This is a genomic window from Rhodococcus shunpengi, assembly GCF_048381395.1.
Taxonomy (GTDB): domain Bacteria; phylum Actinomycetota; class Actinomycetes; order Mycobacteriales; family Mycobacteriaceae; genus Rhodococcus.
Window position 1 is genome coordinate 175,483 of record NZ_JBLWIU010000032.1, and the last position, 20,517, is coordinate 195,999.

General features: G+C 67.7%; 17 protein-coding genes. 11 read left to right on the forward strand and 6 right to left on the reverse strand.

The window, feature by feature from the left end; translation table 11 throughout:
* On the reverse strand, nt 1-972 hold the full coding sequence (locus ACNJ7K_RS19325) for a Zn-ribbon domain-containing OB-fold protein (RefSeq protein ID WP_159416763.1): 972 nt from the start codon (nt 970-972) through the stop codon (nt 1-3).
* 90 nt (nt 973-1,062) lie between these two features.
* On the opposite strand from ACNJ7K_RS19325, the gene ACNJ7K_RS19330 reads away from it, so the two are divergent.
* Nucleotides 1,063-2,100: an LLM class F420-dependent oxidoreductase gene (locus ACNJ7K_RS19330; RefSeq protein ID WP_159416762.1), complete on the forward strand. Its 1,038-nt coding sequence runs from the start codon at nt 1,063-1,065 to the stop codon at nt 2,098-2,100.
* A 97-nt stretch (nt 2,101-2,197) separates the two neighbouring features.
* On the opposite strand, the gene ACNJ7K_RS19335 is transcribed toward ACNJ7K_RS19330, so the two are convergent.
* Together ACNJ7K_RS19335 and ACNJ7K_RS19340 are read right to left on the reverse strand one after the other, a co-directional pair.
* Nucleotides 2,198-3,727, reverse strand: coding sequence for an AMP-binding protein (locus ACNJ7K_RS19335; RefSeq protein ID WP_159416761.1), 1,530 nt, complete (start codon nt 3,725-3,727; stop codon nt 2,198-2,200).
* A 129-nt stretch (nt 3,728-3,856) separates the two neighbouring features.
* Nucleotides 3,857-4,756, reverse strand: a complete 900-nt coding sequence (locus tag ACNJ7K_RS19340; RefSeq protein ID WP_225623711.1) for a crotonase/enoyl-CoA hydratase family protein — start codon at nt 4,754-4,756, stop codon at nt 3,857-3,859.
* A 45-nt stretch (nt 4,757-4,801) separates the two neighbouring features.
* Here ACNJ7K_RS19340 and ACNJ7K_RS19345 point away from each other — a divergent pair, with 45 nt between their 5' ends.
* Nucleotides 4,802-6,469: an acyl-CoA synthetase gene (locus ACNJ7K_RS19345; protein WP_159416759.1), complete on the forward strand. Its 1,668-nt coding sequence runs from the start codon at nt 4,802-4,804 to the stop codon at nt 6,467-6,469.
* Between the two features lie 8 nt (nt 6,470-6,477).
* Entirely contained in the window at nt 6,478-7,590 is a 1,113-nt protein-coding gene (locus ACNJ7K_RS19350; protein WP_159416758.1) for an NAD(P)H-dependent flavin oxidoreductase, read from the forward strand.
* Nucleotides 7,591-7,694: 104 nt separating this feature from the next.
* Here the strand turns inward: ACNJ7K_RS19350 and ACNJ7K_RS19355 are convergent, their stop codons facing one another.
* Together ACNJ7K_RS19355 and ACNJ7K_RS19360 are read right to left on the reverse strand one after the other, a co-directional pair.
* Nucleotides 7,695-8,276, reverse strand: coding sequence for a TetR/AcrR family transcriptional regulator (locus ACNJ7K_RS19355; protein WP_225623712.1), 582 nt, complete (start codon nt 8,274-8,276; stop codon nt 7,695-7,697).
* Nucleotides 8,277-8,314: 38 nt separating this feature from the next.
* Nucleotides 8,315-9,136 (reverse strand): esterase/lipase family protein, encoded by an 822-nt coding sequence (locus tag ACNJ7K_RS19360; RefSeq protein WP_225623713.1) that lies wholly within the window; start codon nt 9,134-9,136, stop codon nt 8,315-8,317.
* 110 nt (nt 9,137-9,246) lie between these two features.
* Here ACNJ7K_RS19360 and ACNJ7K_RS19365 point away from each other — a divergent pair, with 110 nt between their 5' ends.
* The 8 genes from ACNJ7K_RS19365 to ACNJ7K_RS19400 all read left to right on the forward strand — a co-directional run bounded on the left by ACNJ7K_RS19365 (nt 9,247) and on the right by ACNJ7K_RS19400 (nt 19,975).
* On the forward strand, nt 9,247-11,046 hold the full coding sequence (locus ACNJ7K_RS19365) for a multicopper oxidase family protein (protein ID WP_159416757.1): 1,800 nt from the start codon (nt 9,247-9,249) through the stop codon (nt 11,044-11,046).
* Complete coding sequence (locus ACNJ7K_RS19370; RefSeq protein WP_159416756.1) at nt 11,043-12,218, forward strand: alpha/beta hydrolase family protein; 1,176 nt, start codon at nt 11,043-11,045, stop codon at nt 12,216-12,218. Before ACNJ7K_RS19365 ends, ACNJ7K_RS19370 begins: the two co-directional genes overlap by 4 nt.
* Nucleotides 12,215-13,492 carry an oxygenase MpaB family protein gene (locus ACNJ7K_RS19375; protein ID WP_159416755.1) on the forward strand — a complete coding sequence of 426 codons (1,278 nt, stop codon included), beginning with the start codon at nt 12,215-12,217 and terminating at the stop codon, nt 13,490-13,492. The genes ACNJ7K_RS19370 and ACNJ7K_RS19375 overlap by 4 nt, the downstream gene beginning before the upstream one ends.
* 48 nt (nt 13,493-13,540) lie before the next feature.
* A complete protein-coding gene (locus ACNJ7K_RS19380; RefSeq protein WP_487042076.1) occupies nt 13,541-14,593 on the forward strand; it encodes a lipocalin-like domain-containing protein in 1,053 nt (350 codons plus the stop codon).
* The gene (gene hmgA / locus ACNJ7K_RS19385; protein WP_159416753.1) at nt 14,590-15,933 is read left to right on the forward strand and encodes a homogentisate 1,2-dioxygenase; all 1,344 of its coding nucleotides are present in this window, start codon (nt 14,590-14,592) and stop codon (nt 15,931-15,933) included. Before ACNJ7K_RS19380 ends, hmgA begins: the two co-directional genes overlap by 4 nt.
* Entirely contained in the window at nt 15,933-17,408 is a 1,476-nt protein-coding gene (locus tag ACNJ7K_RS19390; protein WP_230788359.1) for an aldehyde dehydrogenase family protein, read from the forward strand. The genes hmgA and ACNJ7K_RS19390 overlap by 1 nt, the downstream gene beginning before the upstream one ends.
* Nucleotides 17,409-17,427: 19 nt before the next feature.
* A complete protein-coding gene (locus ACNJ7K_RS19395) occupies nt 17,428-18,678 on the forward strand; it encodes a CaiB/BaiF CoA transferase family protein (RefSeq protein ID WP_159416751.1) in 1,251 nt (416 codons plus the stop codon).
* 166 nt (nt 18,679-18,844) lie between these two features.
* On the forward strand, nt 18,845-19,975 hold the full coding sequence (locus ACNJ7K_RS19400; protein WP_059382479.1) for a nitronate monooxygenase: 1,131 nt from the start codon (nt 18,845-18,847) through the stop codon (nt 19,973-19,975).
* A 16-nt stretch (nt 19,976-19,991) separates the two neighbouring features.
* On the opposite strand, the gene ACNJ7K_RS19405 is transcribed toward ACNJ7K_RS19400, so the two are convergent.
* On the reverse strand, nt 19,992-20,513 hold the full coding sequence (locus tag ACNJ7K_RS19405) for a DUF3253 domain-containing protein (RefSeq protein ID WP_159416750.1): 522 nt from the start codon (nt 20,511-20,513) through the stop codon (nt 19,992-19,994).
* Nucleotides 20,514-20,517: the final 4 nt, after the last annotated feature.

Genomic DNA, 20,517 nt, shown 5'->3' on the forward strand with positions numbered 1-20,517 from the left:
CTAGAGGTGGTGTTTGAAGGTGTCGTAGTCGGCGTCGGGTTCACCGGTGGGCCGGAAGTACTCGATGTTGCGCAGCGTGTGGTCCCACTCCTCGCGCGGACGCCACTTGGCCTCGACGCGCATGCCCATCCGCACCTCGGAGGCGTCGCACTCGAGGATCAGGTGCAGGAACGGGATGTCGGCGCCGTCGAGCAGCACGTAGGCGGCGACGTAGGGCGGCTTGATCTGCTGGCCCATGAACGGGACGTTGACGATGCAGAAGGTGGTGACGATGCCCTTGTCGGAGACCTCCACCGGTTCCTTGGTGGGCACGCCGTCGGTCGGGCTCGCGCCGCGCGGCGGCACGTAGACCTTCCCGCCGGGGCCGGTGCGACCGCCGATGATCTTCCCCTCCGCGAGCCCGCGCAGGTACCAGGACTCCTCGGGGGAGGCCGAATGGCGGTAGTGCAGGTCGACGGGAGTGGTGATCATGGTGACCGGTTCACCGTCGGCCGCTTCCACGGTGAGGGTCGACTCGCCGGGTTCGAAGGCCTCGATGTCGTGGATCACGCCCGTGCGCTCGGCCGCCCAGCGCACGCGCACACGCAGACCCGTCCCGATCTCGTCCGGGGACGCGACGTCGACGGCGTGCAGCAGCGTCGTGTCGGCTCCGTCGAGACGGATCAGCGCCCACGCGAACGGCCGGTCGAACGGCTGTCCGGGCAACGGCTCGGCGTTCCACGTCCAGCTCACCACGGTGCCGGTCTGCCCGACCTCGACGAACTCGGTGAGCGGTTCATGGGTGACCGCGTCGAATTCGGGGGGCGGGACGAGGACCCGTCCGTCGGATCCGCGCGCGCCGAGAATGCGGCCGTCGCGCAGTCCGGTGACGAAGGCTCCGACGGTCGGCCCGGTGGATCGTGTGTAGTCGAACTTCAGATTCAGCGGTGCGCTCAGCGGTGGCTCGGCAACCGCGCTCTTTCCCAGGCTCACAATTTCGAGTAGAACAGGTTCTAGTGTTGCTGGCAAGAGCGGCGCGCGAACTGCACCTCGCCGCGATTCGTCCGACAGGAAAGGCGTCCAATGAAACTGGGACTGCAACTCGGTTACTGGGGTGCCCAGCCGCCCCCGAACGCACCGGAACTCGTTGCTGCGGCCGAGGCCGAAGGATTCGACGCCGTCTTCGCCGCTGAATCGTGGGGATCCGACGCGTTCACTCCGCTCGCCTGGTGGGGTTCGTCCACCGAACGGGTGCGACTCGGCACGTCCGTCGTGCAGATCTCCGCGCGCACACCGACGAGTTGCGCGATGCACGCGCTCACGCTCGATCACCTCTCGGGTGGCCGGCACATCCTCGGCCTCGGCGTCTCGGGGCCGCAGGTGGTGGAGGGGTGGTACGGGCAGCCGTTCGCGAAGCCGCTCGCGCGCACCCGCGAGTACGTCGACGTGATCCGCAAGGTGCTCGCGCGCGAAGAGCCGGTGACCAGCGACGGACCGCACTTCCCGCTGCCCTATGCGGGCGCCGGCTCCACCGGGCTCGGCAAACCGCTCAAGCCCATCACGCATCCGTTGCGGTCGGACATCCCGATCTGGATCGGCGCCGAAGGCCCGAAGAACGTCGCACTCACCGCCGAGATCGCCGACGGCTGGCTCGCGATCTACTACACCCCGCGGCTGGCGTCGATGTACGACGAGTGGCTCGACGAAGGGTTCGCCCGGCCGGGTGCCCGGCGCACCCGCGAGGACTTCGAGATCGCCGCGACCTGCCAGGTGGTCGTCACCGACGACCGCGCGGCGACCATCGCGGCGATGAAACCGGTGACGGCGCTGTACGTCGGGGGAATGGGCGCACCGGAGTTGAACTTCCACGCGCAGGTCTACCGGCGGATGGGGTACGACGTCGTGGTCGAGGAGGTGACCGCGCTGTTCCGTGCCGGTCGCAAGGACGAGGCGGCCGCCGCGATCCCGGACGAGATGATCACCGAGACGATGATCGTCGGTAACGCCGACGAGGTACGCGAGGGCGTGAAGCGGTGGGAGGAGGCCGGCGTGACGATGCTGCTGGTCGGTTGCCGCGACGTCGACCAGGTCCGCACGATCGCCGACGTGGTGCTGCGCTAGACCGTGATCTTGCGCTGAACCGTGGTGCTGCGCTGGACACACGGCAGCGGGCGGAAACCGTTCCGTGAGGACGGTTTCCACCCGCCGCGTGCGGGCATCAGGAAGCGTAGGCCGCCTTCAGCTTGCCCTTCACCAGCTTGCCCGTGGGGGTACGGGGCAGTTCGTCGACGAAGTCCACCGACCGCGGCACCTTGAAGTGGGCGACCCGCTCGCGGACGTACGCGATGAGCTCGTCGGCGAGATCGGGTGATGCGGTGGCACCGGACGACACCTGCACGACGGCCTTGACCTCCTCGCCCATCTCCGGATGCGGCACGCCGATCACGGCGACGTCCTCGACGGCCGGATGCAGGGCGAGGACGTTCTCGATCTCCTGCGGATAGATGTTCACCCCGCCGGAGATGATCGTGAACGACTTGCGGTCGGTCAGATACAGGTAACCGTCCTCGTCGAGATAACCGAGGTCGCCGACCGTGGTCCAGGTGGGGTGCTCGGGATGTTGCGACGCCGCGGTCTTCTCGGGATCGTTGTGGTACGAGAACGGAACCTTCTCGTACTCGAGATAGATCGTCCCCACCTCGCCGGCCGGAAGTTCGCGCCCTGCCTCGTCGCAGATGTGCGCGGGCCCGAGCACACTCTTACCGACCGAACCCGGGTGTTCGAGCCATTCCTGACTGTTGATGAACGTGATCCCGTTGGCCTCGGTGGAGCTGTAGTACTCGTAGATCACCGGTCCGAGCCAGTCGATCATCGCCCGCTTGACCTCCGGCGGGCACGGCGCGGCGGCGTGGACGAGCACGCGCAGACTCGACAGGTCGTGGCGGGCGCGGATCTCGTCGTCGAGCTTGAGCATGCGCACGAACATCGTCGGCACCATCTGCCCCGCGGTGATCTTGTGCTCCTCGATGTGCCGGAGCGCGGTCTCGGCGTCGAACTTGTCGGCGAGGACCACCGTGCCACCGAGCGCGTGGATCGCCCCACCCCAGCGCAGCGGTGCTGCGTGATAGATCGGGGCGGGGGAGTAGTAGACGTCGGAGTCGGTGAGGCCGAAGAGGAACTGCGCCACCGTCACCAGCGGCTCACCGGGTTCGTCGACGCGACGTTCCGGGAGATCCGGCTGAATTCCCTTGGGGAAGCCCGTGGTTCCGGACGAGTACAGCATGATGGCACCGCACGGCTCCTCCTCGAGCCGTGGACCGGCCGCGGCGAGGGCGTCCTCGTACGACTCGAAACCGCGCACGGCGCCGCCGAACGCGAGTCGCGCGGAACCGATCGTGACCTTCTCGCCGACCTGCTCGGAGAGATCGCCCAGTGTGGCCGACACGATCAGGGCCTTGGCGCCGCTGTCCTCGACGATGTATGCCACCTCGCCGGCGGTGAGATGGCTGTTGACCGCCGTGATGTACAAGCCGGACCGCATTGCGGCCCAGAACACCTCGAAGGCCTCCGGCTGATTCTCCGTGAGGAGGGCGACGACGTCGCCGGGGCGGAGCCCGGAATCGTGCAGCACGCGGGCGAGCGCCGCCGACCGGTCGTCGAGTTCGCGGTAGGTCAGGCTCCGGCCGCTGTCGGCCAGGACGACGGCGAGCTTGTCCGGGGCGGTTCGGGCGTGGACTCCTGGATACATGGGGCTCCTCATTACCTCGACGAACGCTGTGACTCTGTGTTGTGGGTCACAGCGGGCAATGTAGCAGGGCCGAGGGCATGGCTGTGACCGCGCTCTCACCGGTGGGAGCGCGGTCAGCGACGCCGCAGGTCAGGAGCCGGTGAACTTCGGGGCGCGCTTCTCGGCAAACGCCCGTGGGCCCTCCTTGGCGTCGGCGCTCTTGAAGACGGCTGCGCCGAGCTCGGCGTCGATCCGGAACGCCTCCTCCTCGTGCAGACCTTCCGAGTCGCGGATGGTCCGGAGGATGGCCTGCACGGCAACCGGGCCGTTGTTCGCGATCGTCTCGGCGATCTCGAGGGCCTTGTCGAGTGCGGTGCCGTCGGGGACGACGTGACCGATGAGCCCGATCTCCTTGGCCTCGGCGGCCTTGATGTGGCGGCCGGTGAGCAGGATGTCGGCGGCGATCGTGTACGGGATCTGACGGACGAGGCGCACGGCGGATCCGCCGAGCGGGAACAGTCCCCACTTCGCCTCGGAGACGCCGAATTTCGCGCTCTCGCCGGCGACACGGATGTCGGTGCCCTGCAGGATCTCGGTGCCACCGGCGATGGCGGCGCCCTCGACGGCCGCGATCAGCGGCTTCGTCAGACGGCGGCCCTTCAGCAGTGCGGGAAGCCGGCTGAGGTCCCACCCACCGCCGTTGCCATTCCCGTCGCTCCGTTCGCCCTGCTCGAACTTGTCTCCGGGAGGCGCTGCATTCATGGCCTTGAGATCTGCACCCGCGCAGAACGCGCCACCGGCGCCGGTGAGGATCGCGACGCGGATCTCGGGATCGTTGTCGACGCGGTCCCACGCCTCGTTCATGATCGCCATCATCTCGCCGGACAGCGCATTTCGTGCTTCGGGGCGATTGAGCGTGACGATCAGGACGTGGCCGCGTTGCTCGACGAGGCAGTGCGGTTCGCGGGACGAGATGTCCGAATCGGCTGCGCCGGGGGCTTCGGTAGCGGACACTGGCAGGACTCCTCGCGGTGTTGTGAACTGGATCATATTCGGGTCTTGTCAGAAACGGTAACACGTTCTACTTTTGTCAGCGTGGCCCTAAACATCGCAGACCTCGTCGAACACGCAATCGACCTCGTTCCCGAGCGCGTCGCGCTGGCCTCGGACGGACGTGAGGTCACCTACGCACAGCTGGAGGAACGAGCCAACCGACTTGCTCATTACCTGCGCGAACAAGGAGTGGAGCCGGGCGACAAGGTCGGCATCTACTCCCGGAACACCATCGAGGCCGTAGAGGCGATGATCGCGGTCTTCAAGATCCGCGCCATCATGATCAACGTCAACTACCGCTATGTCGAGAACGAGTTGCAGTACATCTTCGACAACTCCGACATGGTGGCCCTCATCCACGAGCGCCGGTACTCCGACAAGGTGGCGAACGTCCTCCCGAGCACACCGCTGGTGAAGACCGTCGTGGTGGTCGAGGACGGCACCGACGTCGACTTCTCGGCCTACGGCGGCATCGAATACGAAGCGGCACTGGCGCAGAGCTCGCCGGAACGCGACTTCGAAGACCGCAGCGCCGACGACATCTACATCCTCTACACCGGCGGCACCACCGGCCACCCCAAGGGCGTGATGTGGCGTCACGAAGATGTCTGGCGCGTCCTCGGTGGCGGCATCAACTTCATGACCGGCGAGTGGGTCAAGGACGAATGGCAGCTGGCGAAGGAGGGCGCCGAGAATCCCGGTCTCGTGCGCTATCCCATCCCGCCGATGATCCACGGTGGCGCCCAGTGGGCGCTGTTCCAGTCGCTGTTCAGCGGCGGCAAGGTCATCATGCACCCCGAGTTCTCGGGCCACGAGGTGTGGCGCATCATCGACGACCACAAGGTCAACGTCATCTTCATCACCGGCGACGCGATGGCTCGCCCCATGCTCGACGCACTCGAGGAGGGCAACCCGAAGACCGGTCAGCCCTACGACCTCTCGACGCTGTTCGCCATGGCGTCGAGCGCCGCTCTGTTCTCCCCGTCCATCAAGGATCGTTTCCTCGACCTGCTGCCCGGCAAGGTCATCACCGACTCCATCGGTTCGTCCGAGACCGGCTTCGGCGGCATCGGTATCGCCGAGAAGGGCAAGACCCTCGGTGGCGGCCCCACGGTGAAGATCGACGAGTCGACCACCGTCCTCGACGACGACGGCAACCCGATCGAACCGGGTTCCGGCAAGGTCGGCATGGTCGCGCGCACCGGCAACATCCCGCTCGGCTACTACAAGGACGAGGCCAAGACCAAGGCGACCTTCCGCGAGTACAACGGGATCCGCTACTCGATCCCCGGCGACTACGCACGCGTCGAGGCCGACGGCACCGTCACGATGCTCGGCCGCGGTTCGGTCTCGATCAACAGCGGCGGCGAGAAGGTCTACCCCGAGGAGGTCGAGGGCGCACTCAAGCAGCACCCGGCGGTCTTCGACGCCCTGGTGGTCGGTGTGCCGGACGAGCGCTTCGGCGAGCGGGTCTCCGCCGTCGTCGCCCTGCGCGAGGGCGAGCAGACGACGCTCGACGAACTCATGTCGACGGCACGGTCGAGGATCGCAGGGTACAAGGTGCCGCGCGCGGTGTGGTTCGTCGACGAGATCAAGCGGTCGCCGGCGGGTAAGCCCGACTACCGGTGGGCCAAGGACCAGACCGGACTGCGTCCGGCCGACGAGGTCTACAACAACGGCGACGGCAACGGCGCCGCGGCGACGGGATAGAAGGACACATGCAGACCGGCCTCAGCAAGAAGTTCGGTATCGAGTATCCGATCTTCGGATTCACGCCCTCCGAACACGTCGCGGCGGCGATCAGCCGCACAGGCGGACTCGGTGTCCTCGGGTGCGTGCGGTTCAACGACCCGGAGGAACTCGACGCCGTTCTGACCTGGATGGACGAGAACACCGACGGCAAGCCGTACGGCGTCGACATCGTGATGCCCGCCAAGGTGCCCACCGAGGGCACCGCGGTGGACCTCGACAAACTGATCCCCGCCGAGCACCGTGCCTTCGTCAACCGCACGCTCGACGAACTCGGTGTGCCGCCGCTGTCCGACGACGTCGGCGAGGCGAGCGGTGTTCTGGGCTGGCTGCATTCGGTCGCGCGTTCGCACGTCGACGTCGCCCTCGCGCACCGGCCCGCTCTGATCGCCAACGCCCTGGGGTCGCCGCCGAAGGACGTCATCGACCTCGCGCACGAGAAGGGAGTGCCGGTCGCGGCACTCGCGGGCGCGGTCGAGCACGCGAAGCGGCACGTCGAGAACGGTGTCGACATCGTGATCGCGCAGGGTTACGAGGCGGGCGGGCACACCGGTGAGATCGCGTCGATGGTGCTGTGGCCCGAAATCGTCGATGCACTCGGTGATTCCGCGGCAGTGCTCGCCGCCGGCGGCGTGGGATCGGGACGGCAGGTCGCGGCGGCGCTGGCCCTCGGTGCGTCCGGTGTGTGGATGGGTTCGTACTGGCTCACCACCTCGGAGTACAAGCTCGGGGCGGCCGCGCACGGCCCGTCGTCGATCCAGCGCGCGTTGCTCGGAGCGAGCTCGTCCGACACCGTGCGGTCGCGGATCTACTCGGGCAAGCCCGCGCGTCTGCTCAAGACCAAGTGGACGGAGGCGTGGTCGAAACCCGATGCGCCCGAACCGCTGCCGATGCCGTTGCAGAACATACTCGTGAGCGAGGCGCACCAGCGCATGTCGGCGGCCGACGACCCCGAGGCCGTCGCGATGCCGGTCGGGCAGGTGGTGGGGCGGATGAACGAGATCCGTCCCGTCGCGGAGATCATGGCCGAACTCGTCCGGGGCTACGACGAGGCGGTCGAGCGGCTGAACGAGGCGCGCTAGACAGGACCACAGTGGTGGGGTGGCAGGTGCCCGGGGCGGAGTGATCCACCCCGGGCATCGTCCGTTCGAGAGCGGCGCCGGAGAAGGGCCAGGACCGAGAGGGATCAGCGGCGGACCAGGATCTTCAACAGCTCCTGGATCTGCGTGGCCGTGGGGGAGGGCAGGCTGTCGCGGCCGTACAGGAAGCCGATCCCCGCGTAGACGAGGGTGCCGGCGCGCAGCTCCGCTTCTTCCTCGCCGAAACCCAGTTCGAGGAAACAGTTTCGGACGACGGCCATGATGCGCTGGTCGAGTGCACGGACCGATTCGGCGACCTGCGGATCGCTGCGCGCCCACTCGCGCACCGCGACCTCGGCCTCCCAGGCGCGTTCGTCGACGAGCATCGCACCCATGTGGGCGAGCCGTTCGTCGACGGGCAGTTCTTCGAGGCTCGTCAGGCCGCGCGCGGCGTCGTTGTCCTGCGAGGTGTAGCGGGTGGCGATGGCCTTCATCAGGTCGTCGATGTCGGAGAAGTGCCAGTAGAAGCTACCTTTGGTGACTCCGAGTTCGTCGCACAGTCGCGAGATCTTCACGGCGCTGCGTCCTTCGGAGACGAGCAGGCGCAGACCCGCCTCGGTCCAGTCGTCGAGGGACAGCCGTGGTCGTCTGCCCGACCGGCGACCACTCCTCGCCGGTTGCTCTGCCACGGATGGTCACCTCGTCTCGATCGGGTCCGAAATCGAGACTACATGCCCGAACCGGGCAGTGCCGTGAGGACGGCGTCGCGTGCCGAGCCGTCGCGGGGGAGTTCCCAATGGTGAACGCATGGTGACGAATCCGGCCCGGGAAGCGTGACCACGGTCGAGGTGGGCAGCGCTCCGTTCTCGGGTGGGACGACGAGTCCGTCGCAGCGGGAGACGATGTCGGTGTAGTCGATCCCGGCCGTGGGCACGCCGCGTGAGTGCAGGTCGCGTAGGAGATCCGATCCGGCGATGATCTCGCGGCATCCGGCACACAGGGGGTCGACGAGCGGCTTCTCGAGGGCGAGGACCGCGTCGTAGGTGCCGAGATCGCGGCTGGTCTGCTCGGCGGCGGCCAGTCCGGCGATCTCCGTGCCGTGCCACATCGGGCCGAGTGTGGTCAGCGATCGGACCCGATCGTTGCCGTGATCCTGCAGGTATCGCTGGGTGACGAGGGAACCGGCGCCGTGCGCCACGACGTCGACCGTGCACTGCGATCGCTGCCCGCACAGCTCGTCCAGGGCGTCGGCCAGGTCGCGTGCGCCCGCGTCGACGCTCCGCAGGCCGGCGAGGGGGATCGGGACATCGGTGCCCGCCGGTTGGCCCCAGGTGACGGGGACGGTGCAGAAACCGGCTCCGGTGAGGTCGGCGCGCAGATCGGACCACACGTCCGGAGTGCTCGCGAGGTCGTGGACGAGTGCCACAGCAGCGTCTGCGCCGGAGCACGGCGCAGGGCTCGGATCGGCCGCTGCGGGCGCCGGAGCCACCGCGGCGAGGGTGAGAACAGCGACCGCCGAAACCATCGCCGAGCAGGGGGATCGAGTCATCTGCACTCCTCTGTGCGCACTATTGACCAAACCATACCGTATGGTACTGTGGCGGCGGTCACGATGACTGTCCGCATCGACTCCCGATCCGGAACACAGAAAGCCGCGTCATGCAGAGACTCACCCGTAGAACCCTTCTCGCCGGGCTCGCCGCAGGAACCGGTGCGGTGCTTCTCGGTGGCCGAGCGTTCGCGGACGGGCCGGACATCTCCCGCCCCCTGTTGTTCCACTCCCCACGACTCGAACCCTTCGTCGACGGCCTGCCCGTCCTGCCGCGTCTGGACTCGTCGTCCTACCGGATCGACGCCGTCAGCACGATGCACAGCTTCCACCGCGACCTTCCGCCCGGTCCCGCTCTCGCCTACGGCGACAACACCTACGGCGGACCGACTCTCGTGGCGCACCGCGGGCAGGAGACGTCGATCGAGTACCGCAACCGCATCGACGCGCATCCCTTCGCCGTCGACTTCGACACCTCGCTGCACGGTCTGAGCGAACGCGACCGCACCGACGTCCCCACCTCGATGCACCTGCACGGTGGGGTCACGCCTCCGGAATTTGACGGCAACCCCGAGCAGATCTCCCGGCCCGGACAGGGATTCACGTACCGCTTCCCGAACCGTCAGGACGCGACGACGCTGTGGTACCACGACCACGCCATGGCCGTCACCCGCCTGAACGCCTACGCGGGACTGGCCGGCATGTACCTGCTCCGCGACGACTACGACACCGGACTGCCCGGCAACCCGCTGGGCCTGCCCACCGGCGAGTTCGAACTCGATCTGGTGCTGCAGGAGAAGATCGTCAACGGCGACGGTTCGCAAAGCATCCGTTCCACCCCGATCGTCCCGCAGGGTCGCTGGGAGGGCGGCGCCGTCGGCGACGTCGGCGTCGTCAACGGCAGGATCTGGCCCGAGGCCCGGGTCGCGCGCGGGCTCTACCGGGTCCGGCTGCTCAACGCGGCGTCGTTCAGCATCTGGGACCTGCACTTCTCCAACGGCATGCCGTTCTGGGTGATCGGCATGGAAGGTGGCCTGCTCGATGCGCCGGTTCCCACGACCCGCGTGCGACTGTCGCCCGGCGAACGCGTGGACCTGCTCGTCGACTTCGCGCAGCTCGACGCGGACGCCACCGTCGAATTGCGCAACTCCGAACCCGCCGCACCGCAGGCCGCGCAGATCGGTGCCGTGCTCATGCCGCTGTTCATGCGCTTCCGAGCCGAATCCGGCCGCGGGTTCACCGGTCCGGTCCCGGACCGCCTGCGCGGCGGCCCCGGTCTTCCACCCGCGGTCGGGCCGATCCCGGTGCCGCAGAACGTACGGAACGTATCGCTGAGCCAGCCCTCGGAGGTGCGGATCCCGCCGTCGATCATGTCGCTGAACAACCTGATGTACCACAGCACCGACATCGAGATGCCGCGTCAGGGCACCGTCGAGCAGTGGAACATCGTCAACGCGACGCCCGACCCGCACCCGATCCACCTGCATCTGGTGCACTTCCGCGTTCTGGGACGGCAGGCGATCAACACCCTCGCGATGTGTGCGCGGCAGCCGCAACCGCCCATCGGGCTCAAGTGGACGCCCGATCCCGACCCGTACGTCGTCGAACCGATGCGGGGACCGGAGCCGTGGGAGACCGGCTACAAGGACACGGTCGTCTGCGATCCGAACTCGGTGACCCGCATCATCGCGTACTTCCCGACCGCCGACGAACTCGGCTTCGACCCCGACGCGACGTTCTCGCGCGCGGTGCACACCTTCGATCCGCACCGCGCCGGCCACGGCAAACACGGTGACCACGCCGACCACGGCGACACTGCCGGCGGCGACCTGCAGGGATATGTGTGGCACTGCCACATCCTCGACCACGAAGACCACGACATGATGCTCAAATACCGGACGGTGACATGACTTCCACCAGTTCCACCACGACCCGAGACCACTTCCAGCGCATCCCGTACGAACCGGCGAACGACGGTCGCGTCGAGATGCACTCCGGGCTCAGCCGCCACTACCCGACGCTGCACGGCAACCTCGTCGCGCAACCCGGGTACTCGAAGGACGTCGGTGTGGTCATGTGCCACCCGGCCTCGAACTTCCTGAGCCACTTCCTGCTCCGCGCCTTCGCCGAAGCAGGCGTCCCCGCAATGGGACTCAACACCCGCTACTCGTCCAACGAACCGGCACTCATCATGGAGCGGGCCGCCTTCGACCTCGGCACCGGAGTGCGGTGGATGACCGACGAACTCGGCTTCGAGAAGGTCGTACTCCTCGGGTTCAGCGGCGGCGGGTCGCTCGCGTCGTTCTACCAGTCGCAGGCGCAGAACTCGACCGTGACGACCACACCCGCGGGCGACCCGGCACCGTTCGCCGAGGCGAACCTGCGACCGGCCGACGCCCTGATGCTCGTCGGCGCGCACCCCGGCCGAGCACGCGTTCTCCGGCACTGGATCGACGGCGCGGTCACCGACGAATCCGACCCCTACGCCACCGATCCCGATCTCGACCTCTACGCCCCCGGGCGCACGGCACCACTCGATTCCGAATGGGTGCAGAGGTACCGCGACGCGCAGCTCGCCCGCATGCGCCGCATCGACGCGTGGGCGCTCGAGCAACTCGCCGACCTCGAACGCACCGGCGCCTCCGATCGCGGCTTCGTCGTGCACCGCACCGTCGCGGATCCGCGCTTCGTCGACCTGAGCCTCGACCCGAGCGACCGCGCACTCGGCTCCATGTACGGAGATCCGAAGGCGGCCAACACCGCCGCCGGTGGACTGGCCCGCTTCGTCACGGTGCGCAGCTGGCTCAGCACGTGGAGCGTCGACCACACCCACGCCGACGCACTCACCGACCTCCGCAACGTCACCACCCCGACGATGGTGATGAGCCTGCTCGGAGACCAGGCGGCCTTCGCCGAGGATTCCCGGCTGATGTACGACGCGCTGGCGGGCACCCACAACGAACTGATCGAGATGCGGAACCTCAACCACTATCTCGTGGATCAACCGGACGGTCTCTCCGACGTCGTCGGACGACTGGTCGAGTGGATCCGCCGAACGGTACTCGAGGAGGTATCGGCATGACCCGAACACTCGCCGGTCCCGGACGCACCGCACAGGACCGATGCCCGAGCGCCTTCCCCTACTGGCAGGCGCTGGAGAAGCCCGGGGTGAAGCGCACCCGCAACCTCGTCCGACGGCTCACCGGCTTCGACTTCCTGCCCACCGACGAACAGGCCCGGGCCCTGTGCAACGACCTGTTCAGCGGCGATCCCACGGCGGAGCGCTTCGTCGACGAGGTCTACCACGGTGAACTCGGGCCGAAGAAGACCCGCGAGATGCTCGACAAGGCACTCGTCGACGGCATCGACTCGCTCGACGACGTGCCCGACGCGATGAAGGCCCTGTTCGAGGAGTTCGAGACCGTGCCCGACTGGGTGCAGCCCGAACTCGTCGAGCAGGGTGCCGCGATCTGGCGTCGCTGGGGCACGATGCTGTTCAGCTTCGCGGGCGCCGAGACCCTCGAGATCTACACCGAGGCAGCCGTCGCGACACCGCTGTCGCTCGCCGGAGGTTATGCCGGCGACAACGCTCTGCGACGTTTCCTCGAGACCTGCCGGTTCTGGATCGACGTATCCGAACCCGGCGCGCTGCTCGCCCCGGGTTCGAAAGGGCGGGCCACCGCGCTGAAGGTCCGCGTGATGCACGTGTCCGTGCGCTCACGCGTCGCGAAACACCCCGAATGGGACATCGCCAAGTGGGGACTGCCGATCAGCCAGACCTACATGCTGCTCACCCTCATCGCCGGCAGCCTCACCCCGGGTCTGGCCCTGTGGACCCTCGGCTACCACACCACCCCGCGAGAGATCCGCGCGCTCATCCACTTCCAGAAGTACATGGGCTACCTGCTCGGGGTGCGTATGCAGTGGTACCCCGAGACCATCGCCGACAGCATCCGCGCGCTCATGAGCACCGTGATCTCCCGCTCGTACGACTCGGGTGAGCACGGCAAGGAACTCATCGAGTCCTACCCGCAGGCGTTCGCCCCGCGCGACGGGCACCGCGGCCTGAAGAGACTGCGGGAGCACTACAACTTCCGCATCAACTCGGTGTACTCGGCGATGTTCATGGGGCCGGGCACCCGACGCAAGTACTCGATGCCGAAAGTGCTTCCCTGGATGATCATCCCGATCGTCCGCTTCCCGCTCATCACCGCGATGGAACTCACCCGGCGGTTCGTCCCCGGCGCGGCCGGCGTGCACGAGAAGATCATGTGCGCCCATCGCGAGAACTGGTACCGCGCCCAGATGGAAGGGCGCGAAGCACAATTCGACGCCAGCGGAGCACTCCGTCGCTGATCGGCCCGGACAGTCCCGCCCCACTAGACCTCGTACGGAGAGAACTCGATGACCCTACACATCGTCGAAGCATGGAACGGCCCCGGACGCCGCGACGGTGAGATCACCGCCGTGGAGGCCGCCGACAACGGTGCCCACCCGTCCACCGACAAGCACGCCTTCGAACACTGGTACTTCGACGCCCATCTCGACGACGGACGGATCGTCGTGGCGATGATCCAGACCCGGGAACTGGTGCACCGCAAGCCCGGTGTGGAGATCCACGTCTACAGCGCGGACGGCAAGCGACGCGAAGCGAGCCGGTCGTACACCGACGCCGACCTCTCGGTGTCCACCGAACGGTGCGACGTGCGCGTCGGTGAGAGCTTCGCGAAGCTGATCGGCGAGGAGGACGGGCTGCCCGTCTACCGCGTGTCGGTGTCCGAAGGCGACCTCGCCTTCGACCTGACCTTCACCGCGGAGGTCCCGCCGTGGATGCCCGGTCGCGGCCGGACCAGCTACAACGAACGCGAATTCTTTGCGTGGGTCGTCGGCGCGCCGCGAGCGCGAGTCGCGGGGACGGTGACGGTGGACGGGAAGTCCACCGAGGTCACCGGTCGCGGCTACCACGACCACAACTGGGGCGTCGGCGACATGAAGCGCCTCATCGACAAGTGGTACTGGGGCCGGCTGTACACCGAGGACTTCACCCTCGTCTACGCCATGGTGCACACCCAGAAGAAGTACGGATCGCACTGGTCGCAGCCGGTGATGGTCGCGCAGGGGCGCGAGGTGGTCCTCAGCAACGGCGAGGTGGAACTGACGGAGGGGCCGATCGTGCACAACGCGGTCGCCGACCGCACCTACCCGGCGTGGATCCGCCTCCGCATCCCGGGCTCGCTCGACGTCAAGTTCACCGTCCGCGAGATCGTGCACGCCCACAACCTGCTCGAGGACGTTCCACTCGCGTCGAGCAGGTTGCTCAAGCCTCTCGTCAACCGGCTCGTCGGTCATCCCGGTTACTTCCGCTTCCGGTCGGATTTCACGATGACGGTGACCGTCGACGGAACCGATCACGAGCGTTCGGGTTCGACGCTGCACGAGATGGTCGCGTTGACATGAGCGAGCGCGCGGACGTCGGTGTGGAGCCCGGCTTCGCGGGCATCGAGTATCTGCACGGCTTCGGCAACGAGCACCACAGCGAGGCCGTTCCGGGTGTGCTTCCGTGGGGACAGAATTCGCCCCAGCGGGTCGCGTACGGGCTCTACGCCGAACAACACTCGGCCACCGCGTTCACCGAGCCCCGCGAGATCAACCGCCGCACATGGACGTACCGGATCATGCCGTCCGCCGCGCACGGTCCCTTCGAGCGGATCGACGACGCCGGCTGGGTGTCGGCACCCGACGCCGGGGGAGTGCTCACCCCGAACCGGTTGCGATGGGATCCGCAGCCGGAACCGGCACCGGGCACGGACTTCCTCGACGGCGTGACGACCTACGCAGTCAACGGGGACGTCCGCGCCCGCACCGGCGTCGCCGTCCATCTGTACGCGGCGTCGCAGTCGATGACCGACCGTTACTTCGTCGACGCCGACGGAGAACTGCTGTTCGTCCCGCAGGACGGCGCGCTGCTGCTGTGCACCGAACTGGGACGGCTGCTCGTCGAACCCGGTGAGATCGCGGTGATCGGACGAGGTCTGCGGTTCCGCGTGGATCTGGTGAGTGAGAAGGCGACCGGTTACCTGCTCGAGAACTACGGGGCCGCCCTGGCCCTGCCGGAACTCGGCCCCATCGGCGCGAACGGTCTCGCCCACGCCCGCGACTTCCTGTACCCGACGGCCTGGTACGAGGACCGTTCGGGCACGGTGCAACTCGTGCAGAAGTTCGGTGGGCACCTGTGGGCCACCGAACTCGACCACTCGCCCCTCGACGTCGTCGCCTGGCACGGCACGCACGGTGCCTACAAGTACGATCTGGGCCGCTTCAACGCGATGACCACGGCCGGCTGGGACCATCCCGATCCGTCGATCTTCACCGTGCTCACCTCGCCCACCCCGATTCCGGGGCAGGCCAATGTCGACTTCTGTGTCTTCCCCGACCGCTGGGTGGTCGGGGAGCACACCTTCCGGCCGCCGCACTTCCACCGCAACGTCATGACCGAGTTCATGGGACTCGTTCGTGGACAGCACGACTCGAAGGCGGAAGGATTCGTCCCGGGCGGCGCGTCGCTCCACAACCAGTGGGGCGCTCACGGACCCGACGTCGAGACCTTCGATCTCGCGACGTCGGCCGAACTGAAGCCGGTCAAGCTCGTGAACACCCTGTCGTTCATGTTCGAGACGAGACTCGCCCTCTCCGTCACCGACGCGGCCCATCGCGCAGCGCATCGCCAGCCGAACTACGACTCCTCGTGGTCCGGCCTCACCCGACGCTTCACCCCACCTTCTCCCCAGGAGTCGTGATGACCGAACTGTCCACCCCCGCACCCGTCGTCGTACCCGACCCGCAGCTGCGGATCGGCGGCCGGGCCGTGCCCGCCCGTTCGGGTGCCCACTTCTCGTCGATCAACCCGGCGACGGAAGAGGCCGTCGCCGAGGTCGCGGCGGGTGGGGCCGCCGACATCGACGCGGCCGTCCTCGCCGCGCGCGACACCTTCGAATCCGGTGTCTGGTCGCGGATGGCCGGTGCCGAACGCGGCCGGATCCTCTCCCGCGCCGCCGACCTCATCGAGCAGCACGCCCCCGAACTGTCGGCGCTCGAGACCGCGGAGATGGGCAAGCTCTACGCCGACACCGTCGCCGGGGACATCCCCGCCGCCGCGGCGTCGTTCCGGCACTACGCAGGCTGGGCCGACAAGATCGCCGGTGAGGCGATGATCCTGCCCGATGTGGGTCCGCAGCACCGCTTCGGATTCACCCTGCGCCAGCCCCTCGGTGTGGTCGGTGCGATCACTCCGTGGAACAACCCGACGGTCGTCGCGGCCTGGAAGATCGCCCCGGCCCTGGCCGCCGGATGCTCGGTGGTCGTCAAGCCCGCCGAGGACGCTTCGCTGTCGACCCTGAAGCTCGCCGACCTGCTCGCCGAGGCCGGAGTACCGGACGGCGCGTTCAACGTCGTGCCCGGTCTCGGTCCCGAAGCCGGTGCTGCGCTGGCCGCCCACGAGGGCATCGACAAGATCACCTTCACCGGCAGCCCGGCCGTCGGGAAGACCATCACCTCGCTCGCCGGCGAGAAGTTCCGGAAGGTGACCCTCGAACTCGGCGGCAAGGCGCCGCAGCTGATCTTCCCCGACGCCGACCTCGAGGCGTCGCTGCCGTGGATCGCGATGGGCAACTTCTACCACCAGGGTCAGGTGTGTGCCGCCGGCACGCGCGTGATCGTGCACGAGTCGATCGCCGATCAGGTCGTCGAGGGACTCGTCGAGTTCGCCCGCGGAGCGGTGATCGGTGATCCCTTCGACGCGTCGACGACGCAGGGCACCATCGTCAACCGCAAGCAGCTCGACCGCATCCTCGGCTACATCGAGAAGGGCAAGAACGAAGGCGCTCAACTGCTGACCGGCGGGTCGCGGGTGGGGGAGCGCGGTTTCTTCGTGGAGCCGACCGTCTTCCGCGGCACCAACGACCTCACCATCGCCCGCGAGGAGATCTTCGGCCCCGTCGCCACGGTCATCACCTTCAAGACCACCGAGGAGGCCGTGCAGCTGGCGAACGCCACGAAGTACGGTCTCAACGCGTTCGTCTTCAGCCAGAACCTGTCGACCGTGCACAGCGTGATCCCGCAGTTGCGTGTGGGCACGGTGTGGGTCAACGGCTGGGGTGTCCCCGATCCGGCACTACCCTGGGGTGGACGTGACGCGAGCGGCATCGGGCGTGAACTGGGCCGCAGCGGGCTCGAAGCGTTCACCGAGGAGAAGACGGTTCACCTCGGTTACTGACCAGAGGACGGAAGAGGCAGTGACACAAGTCGAGTCGACACAAGGCGAGTCGACACAAGGCGAGTCGCAGGCAGCGGGAGCGCTGGCGGGCATCAGGGTGCTCGAACTGGGAACCCTGATCGCCGGTCCGTATGCAGGACGTCTGCTCGGCGACATGGGTGCCGACGTCATCAAGATCGAGGATCCGAAGCGTCCCGACCCGCTCCGCACCTGGGGACAGGGTGAGCGGGACGGGCATCGCTACTTCTGGACGGTGCACGCGCGCAACAAGCGTTGCGTCACCCTCGATCTTCGGGCGCCCGACGGGCAGGAACTGTTCCGGCGTCTCGTCGCCGAGTCCGACGTGGTGGTCGAGAACTTCCGTCCCGGCACGCTCGAGAAGTGGGGGCTCGGCTACGACGTGCTCTCCGAGATCAATCCGGGCATCGTGTTGGCCCGCGTCTCCGGTTACGGGCAGACCGGCCCCAAGGCCGGGCAGGCCGGTTACGCGTCGGTGGCCGAGGCGGAGAGCGGGTTGCGGCACCTCAACGGATATCCCGGCCAGGCACCCCCGCGACTCGCGCTGTCCCTCGGCGACTCCCTCGCCGGGATGTTCGCCGTGCAGGGCATCCTCGCCGCGTTGCTCGGCCGCGAACGGACCGGACGCGGGCAGGTCGTCGACGTGGCGCTCACCGAGGCGTGCCTCGCGATCCAGGAATCGGTGATCCCCGACTACGACGTCGCAGGGGTCGTCCGCGGCCCCTCCGGTACCCGCCTCGAGGGCATTGCCCCGTCGAACCTGTACCGGACGTCCGACGACATGTGGATCGTCATCGCCGCCAACCAGGACACGGTCTTCCGTCGCCTGTGCGCGGCGATGGAGCGCCTCGAGCTCGCCGACGACCCGCGCTTCGCCGACCATCTCGCGCGTGGCGTGAACCAGGACGAGCTCGACGCCCTCATCGGTGAGTGGGCGGCGACGTGGACGCTCGACGACCTGCTGGCGCATCTGTCGTCGTCGGGTGTGGTGTCCGGGCCGGTGAACACGGTCGCGGAGGTCGTCGCCGATCCGCAGTTCCAGGCACGGGACATGATCGTCCCGCATCACGACGAGCGCACCGGCGCAGACGTACTCGGCCCGGGTGTGGTGCCGACGCTCACCGGGACGCCGGGTTCGGTGCGTCGCGCCGGCCCGCCCGTCGCGGGATACGACAATGCGGCGGTCTACGGCGAGATCCTCGGACTGAGCGACATCGAGCAGAAGGAACTCCGCGAGCGGGGAATCATCTAGCACGGCATCATCCGAGGTACGCAACGCGAGGTGAAGGCTCGCAACATCGGCAGTCACTGCCGATGTTGCGAGCCTTCATCCGTTGTTGCGTGCCTTCCGCACAGGGCCATCTCGCACTAAGGTAGAACACGTTACAGTCTTCTACGTTTCTCTCGAGGAGTGCCGAATGCACACGCCCATCTGCGACGAACTCGGCATCGAGTTCCCGATCTTCGCATTCACCCACTGCCGCGACGTTGTCGTCGCCGTCGCCAAGGCCGGCGGCTTCGGCGTCCTCGGCGCCGTCGGGTTCACGCCGGAAGAGCTCGAAATCGAGCTGAACTGGATCGACGAGCACATCGGCGACCGCCCGTACGGTGTCGACATCGTCATCCCCAACAAGTACGAAGGTATGGACGCGAACCTCTCCGCCGAGGAACTCACGAAGATGCTGCAGTCGATGGTGCCGCAGGAGACCCTCGAATTCGGCCGTAAGATCCTCACCGACCACGGCGTCCCGCTGCCCGAAGGCGACGATAACGCGTTGCAGCTTCTCGGTTGGACCGAGGCCACCGCGACCCCGCAGGTGGAGGTGGCACTGCAGCATCCGAAGGTCACGCTCATCGCCAACGCGCTCGGCACCCCGCCGGCCGACATGATCGAGCACATCCACAAGGCCGGTCGCAAGGTCGCGGCGCTGTGCGGTTCGCCGAAACAGGCCCGCAAGCACGCCGACGCCGGTGTCGACATCATCATCGCCCAGGGCGGCGAAGGTGGTGGGCACTGCGGTGAGGTCGGCTCGATCGTGCTGTGGCCGCAGGTCGTCAAGGAGGTCGCACCGGTCCCGGTGCTGGCCGCCGGCGGTATCGGCAGCGGCCAGCAGATCGCTGCGGCACTCGCGCTCGGCGCCCAGGGCGCGTGGACCGGTTCGCAGTGGCTCATGGTCGAGGAGGCCGAGAACACTCCGGTGCAGCAGGAGGCCTACATCAAGGCGAGCAGCCGCGACACCGTCCGCAGCCGCTCGTTCACCGGTAAGCCCTGCCGCATGCTCCGCAACGACTGGACCGAGGCGTGGGAGCAGGAGGGCAACCCGAAGCCCCTCGGAATGCCGTTGCAGTACATGGTGTCCGGCATGGCCGTCGCCGCCACCCACAAGTACCCCGACGAGTCCGTCGACGTCGCGTTCAACCCGGTCGGTCAGGTCGTCGGGCAGTTCACGAAGGTCGACAAGACCTCCACCGTCATCGAACGCTGGGTGCAGGAGTACCTCGAGGCGACCGGCACGCTGGAGAAGCTGAACGAGGCCGCGAGCGTCTGATCCGCTCGGATTCGTCTCACGGGGAGGGACGAGGGTGCTCGAGGTTCGGTCCGGGTGCGATCCGGATCGGACCTCGAGCCGTCTCCACGTCCACCGGCTCGCCCTTCTGCGTGATCACCACGTGCTCGCTGCGTTCGAGTTCGGCGGCTACCGAGCGGGCGATGTCCATCAGGTCGCGCCACGCCCCTCCGCCGGCGACCCGCGCGGCGTCACTGGGGCAGATGGTGGACGGATTCCGTTCCCGGAGCAGCGCGCAGATCGTGGCCGCGAGTCGCTCGCGGGCCGCGTCGTCGTCGCGCGGCTCCCACCACGGATGTCCGCGTTCGCCGAGTGCGACCTTGGCGTCCTGGACACGATGCCGCGCGGCGTCTCCCTCGCTCTTCACGAGACGGCGGGCCCGCATCAGCTCCGCCACCAGCTGTTTCCGCAGAGGTTCGGGAATCGCGGGATCGGTGGCACGCCAACGTCGCCCCTTGACCACCACATATCTGCCGTCGGGCGTGCGCTCGGTCTCGCCGGATGACCCGTCGGTGTCCATCGGC

Excerpts from the sequence above, each read along its gene's own strand:
- ACNJ7K_RS19330 (WP_159416762.1), top strand. The coding sequence starts at position 1,063 with ATGAAACTGGGACTGCAACTCGGTTACTGGGGTGCCCAGCCGCCCCCG.
- ACNJ7K_RS19335 (WP_159416761.1), bottom strand. The coding sequence starts at position 3,727 with ATGTATCCAGGAGTCCACGCCCGAACCGCCCCGGACAAGCTCGCCGTC.
- ACNJ7K_RS19340 (WP_225623711.1), bottom strand. The coding sequence starts at position 4,756 with ATGATCCAGTTCACAACACCGCGAGGAGTCCTGCCAGTGTCCGCTACC.
- ACNJ7K_RS19350 (WP_159416758.1), top strand. The coding sequence starts at position 6,478 with ATGCAGACCGGCCTCAGCAAGAAGTTCGGTATCGAGTATCCGATCTTC.
- ACNJ7K_RS19360 (WP_225623713.1), bottom strand. The coding sequence starts at position 9,136 with ATGACTCGATCCCCCTGCTCGGCGATGGTTTCGGCGGTCGCTGTTCTC.
- ACNJ7K_RS19365 (WP_159416757.1), top strand. The coding sequence starts at position 9,247 with ATGCAGAGACTCACCCGTAGAACCCTTCTCGCCGGGCTCGCCGCAGGA.
- ACNJ7K_RS19370 (WP_159416756.1), top strand. The coding sequence starts at position 11,043 with ATGACTTCCACCAGTTCCACCACGACCCGAGACCACTTCCAGCGCATC.
- ACNJ7K_RS19375 (WP_159416755.1), top strand. The coding sequence starts at position 12,215 with ATGACCCGAACACTCGCCGGTCCCGGACGCACCGCACAGGACCGATGC.
- ACNJ7K_RS19380 (WP_487042076.1), top strand. The coding sequence starts at position 13,541 with ATGACCCTACACATCGTCGAAGCATGGAACGGCCCCGGACGCCGCGAC.
- hmgA (WP_159416753.1), top strand. The coding sequence starts at position 14,590 with ATGAGCGAGCGCGCGGACGTCGGTGTGGAGCCCGGCTTCGCGGGCATC.
- ACNJ7K_RS19390 (WP_230788359.1), top strand. The coding sequence starts at position 15,933 with ATGACCGAACTGTCCACCCCCGCACCCGTCGTCGTACCCGACCCGCAG.
- ACNJ7K_RS19400 (WP_059382479.1), top strand. The coding sequence starts at position 18,845 with ATGCACACGCCCATCTGCGACGAACTCGGCATCGAGTTCCCGATCTTC.
- ACNJ7K_RS19405 (WP_159416750.1), bottom strand. The coding sequence starts at position 20,513 with ATGGACACCGACGGGTCATCCGGCGAGACCGAGCGCACGCCCGACGGC.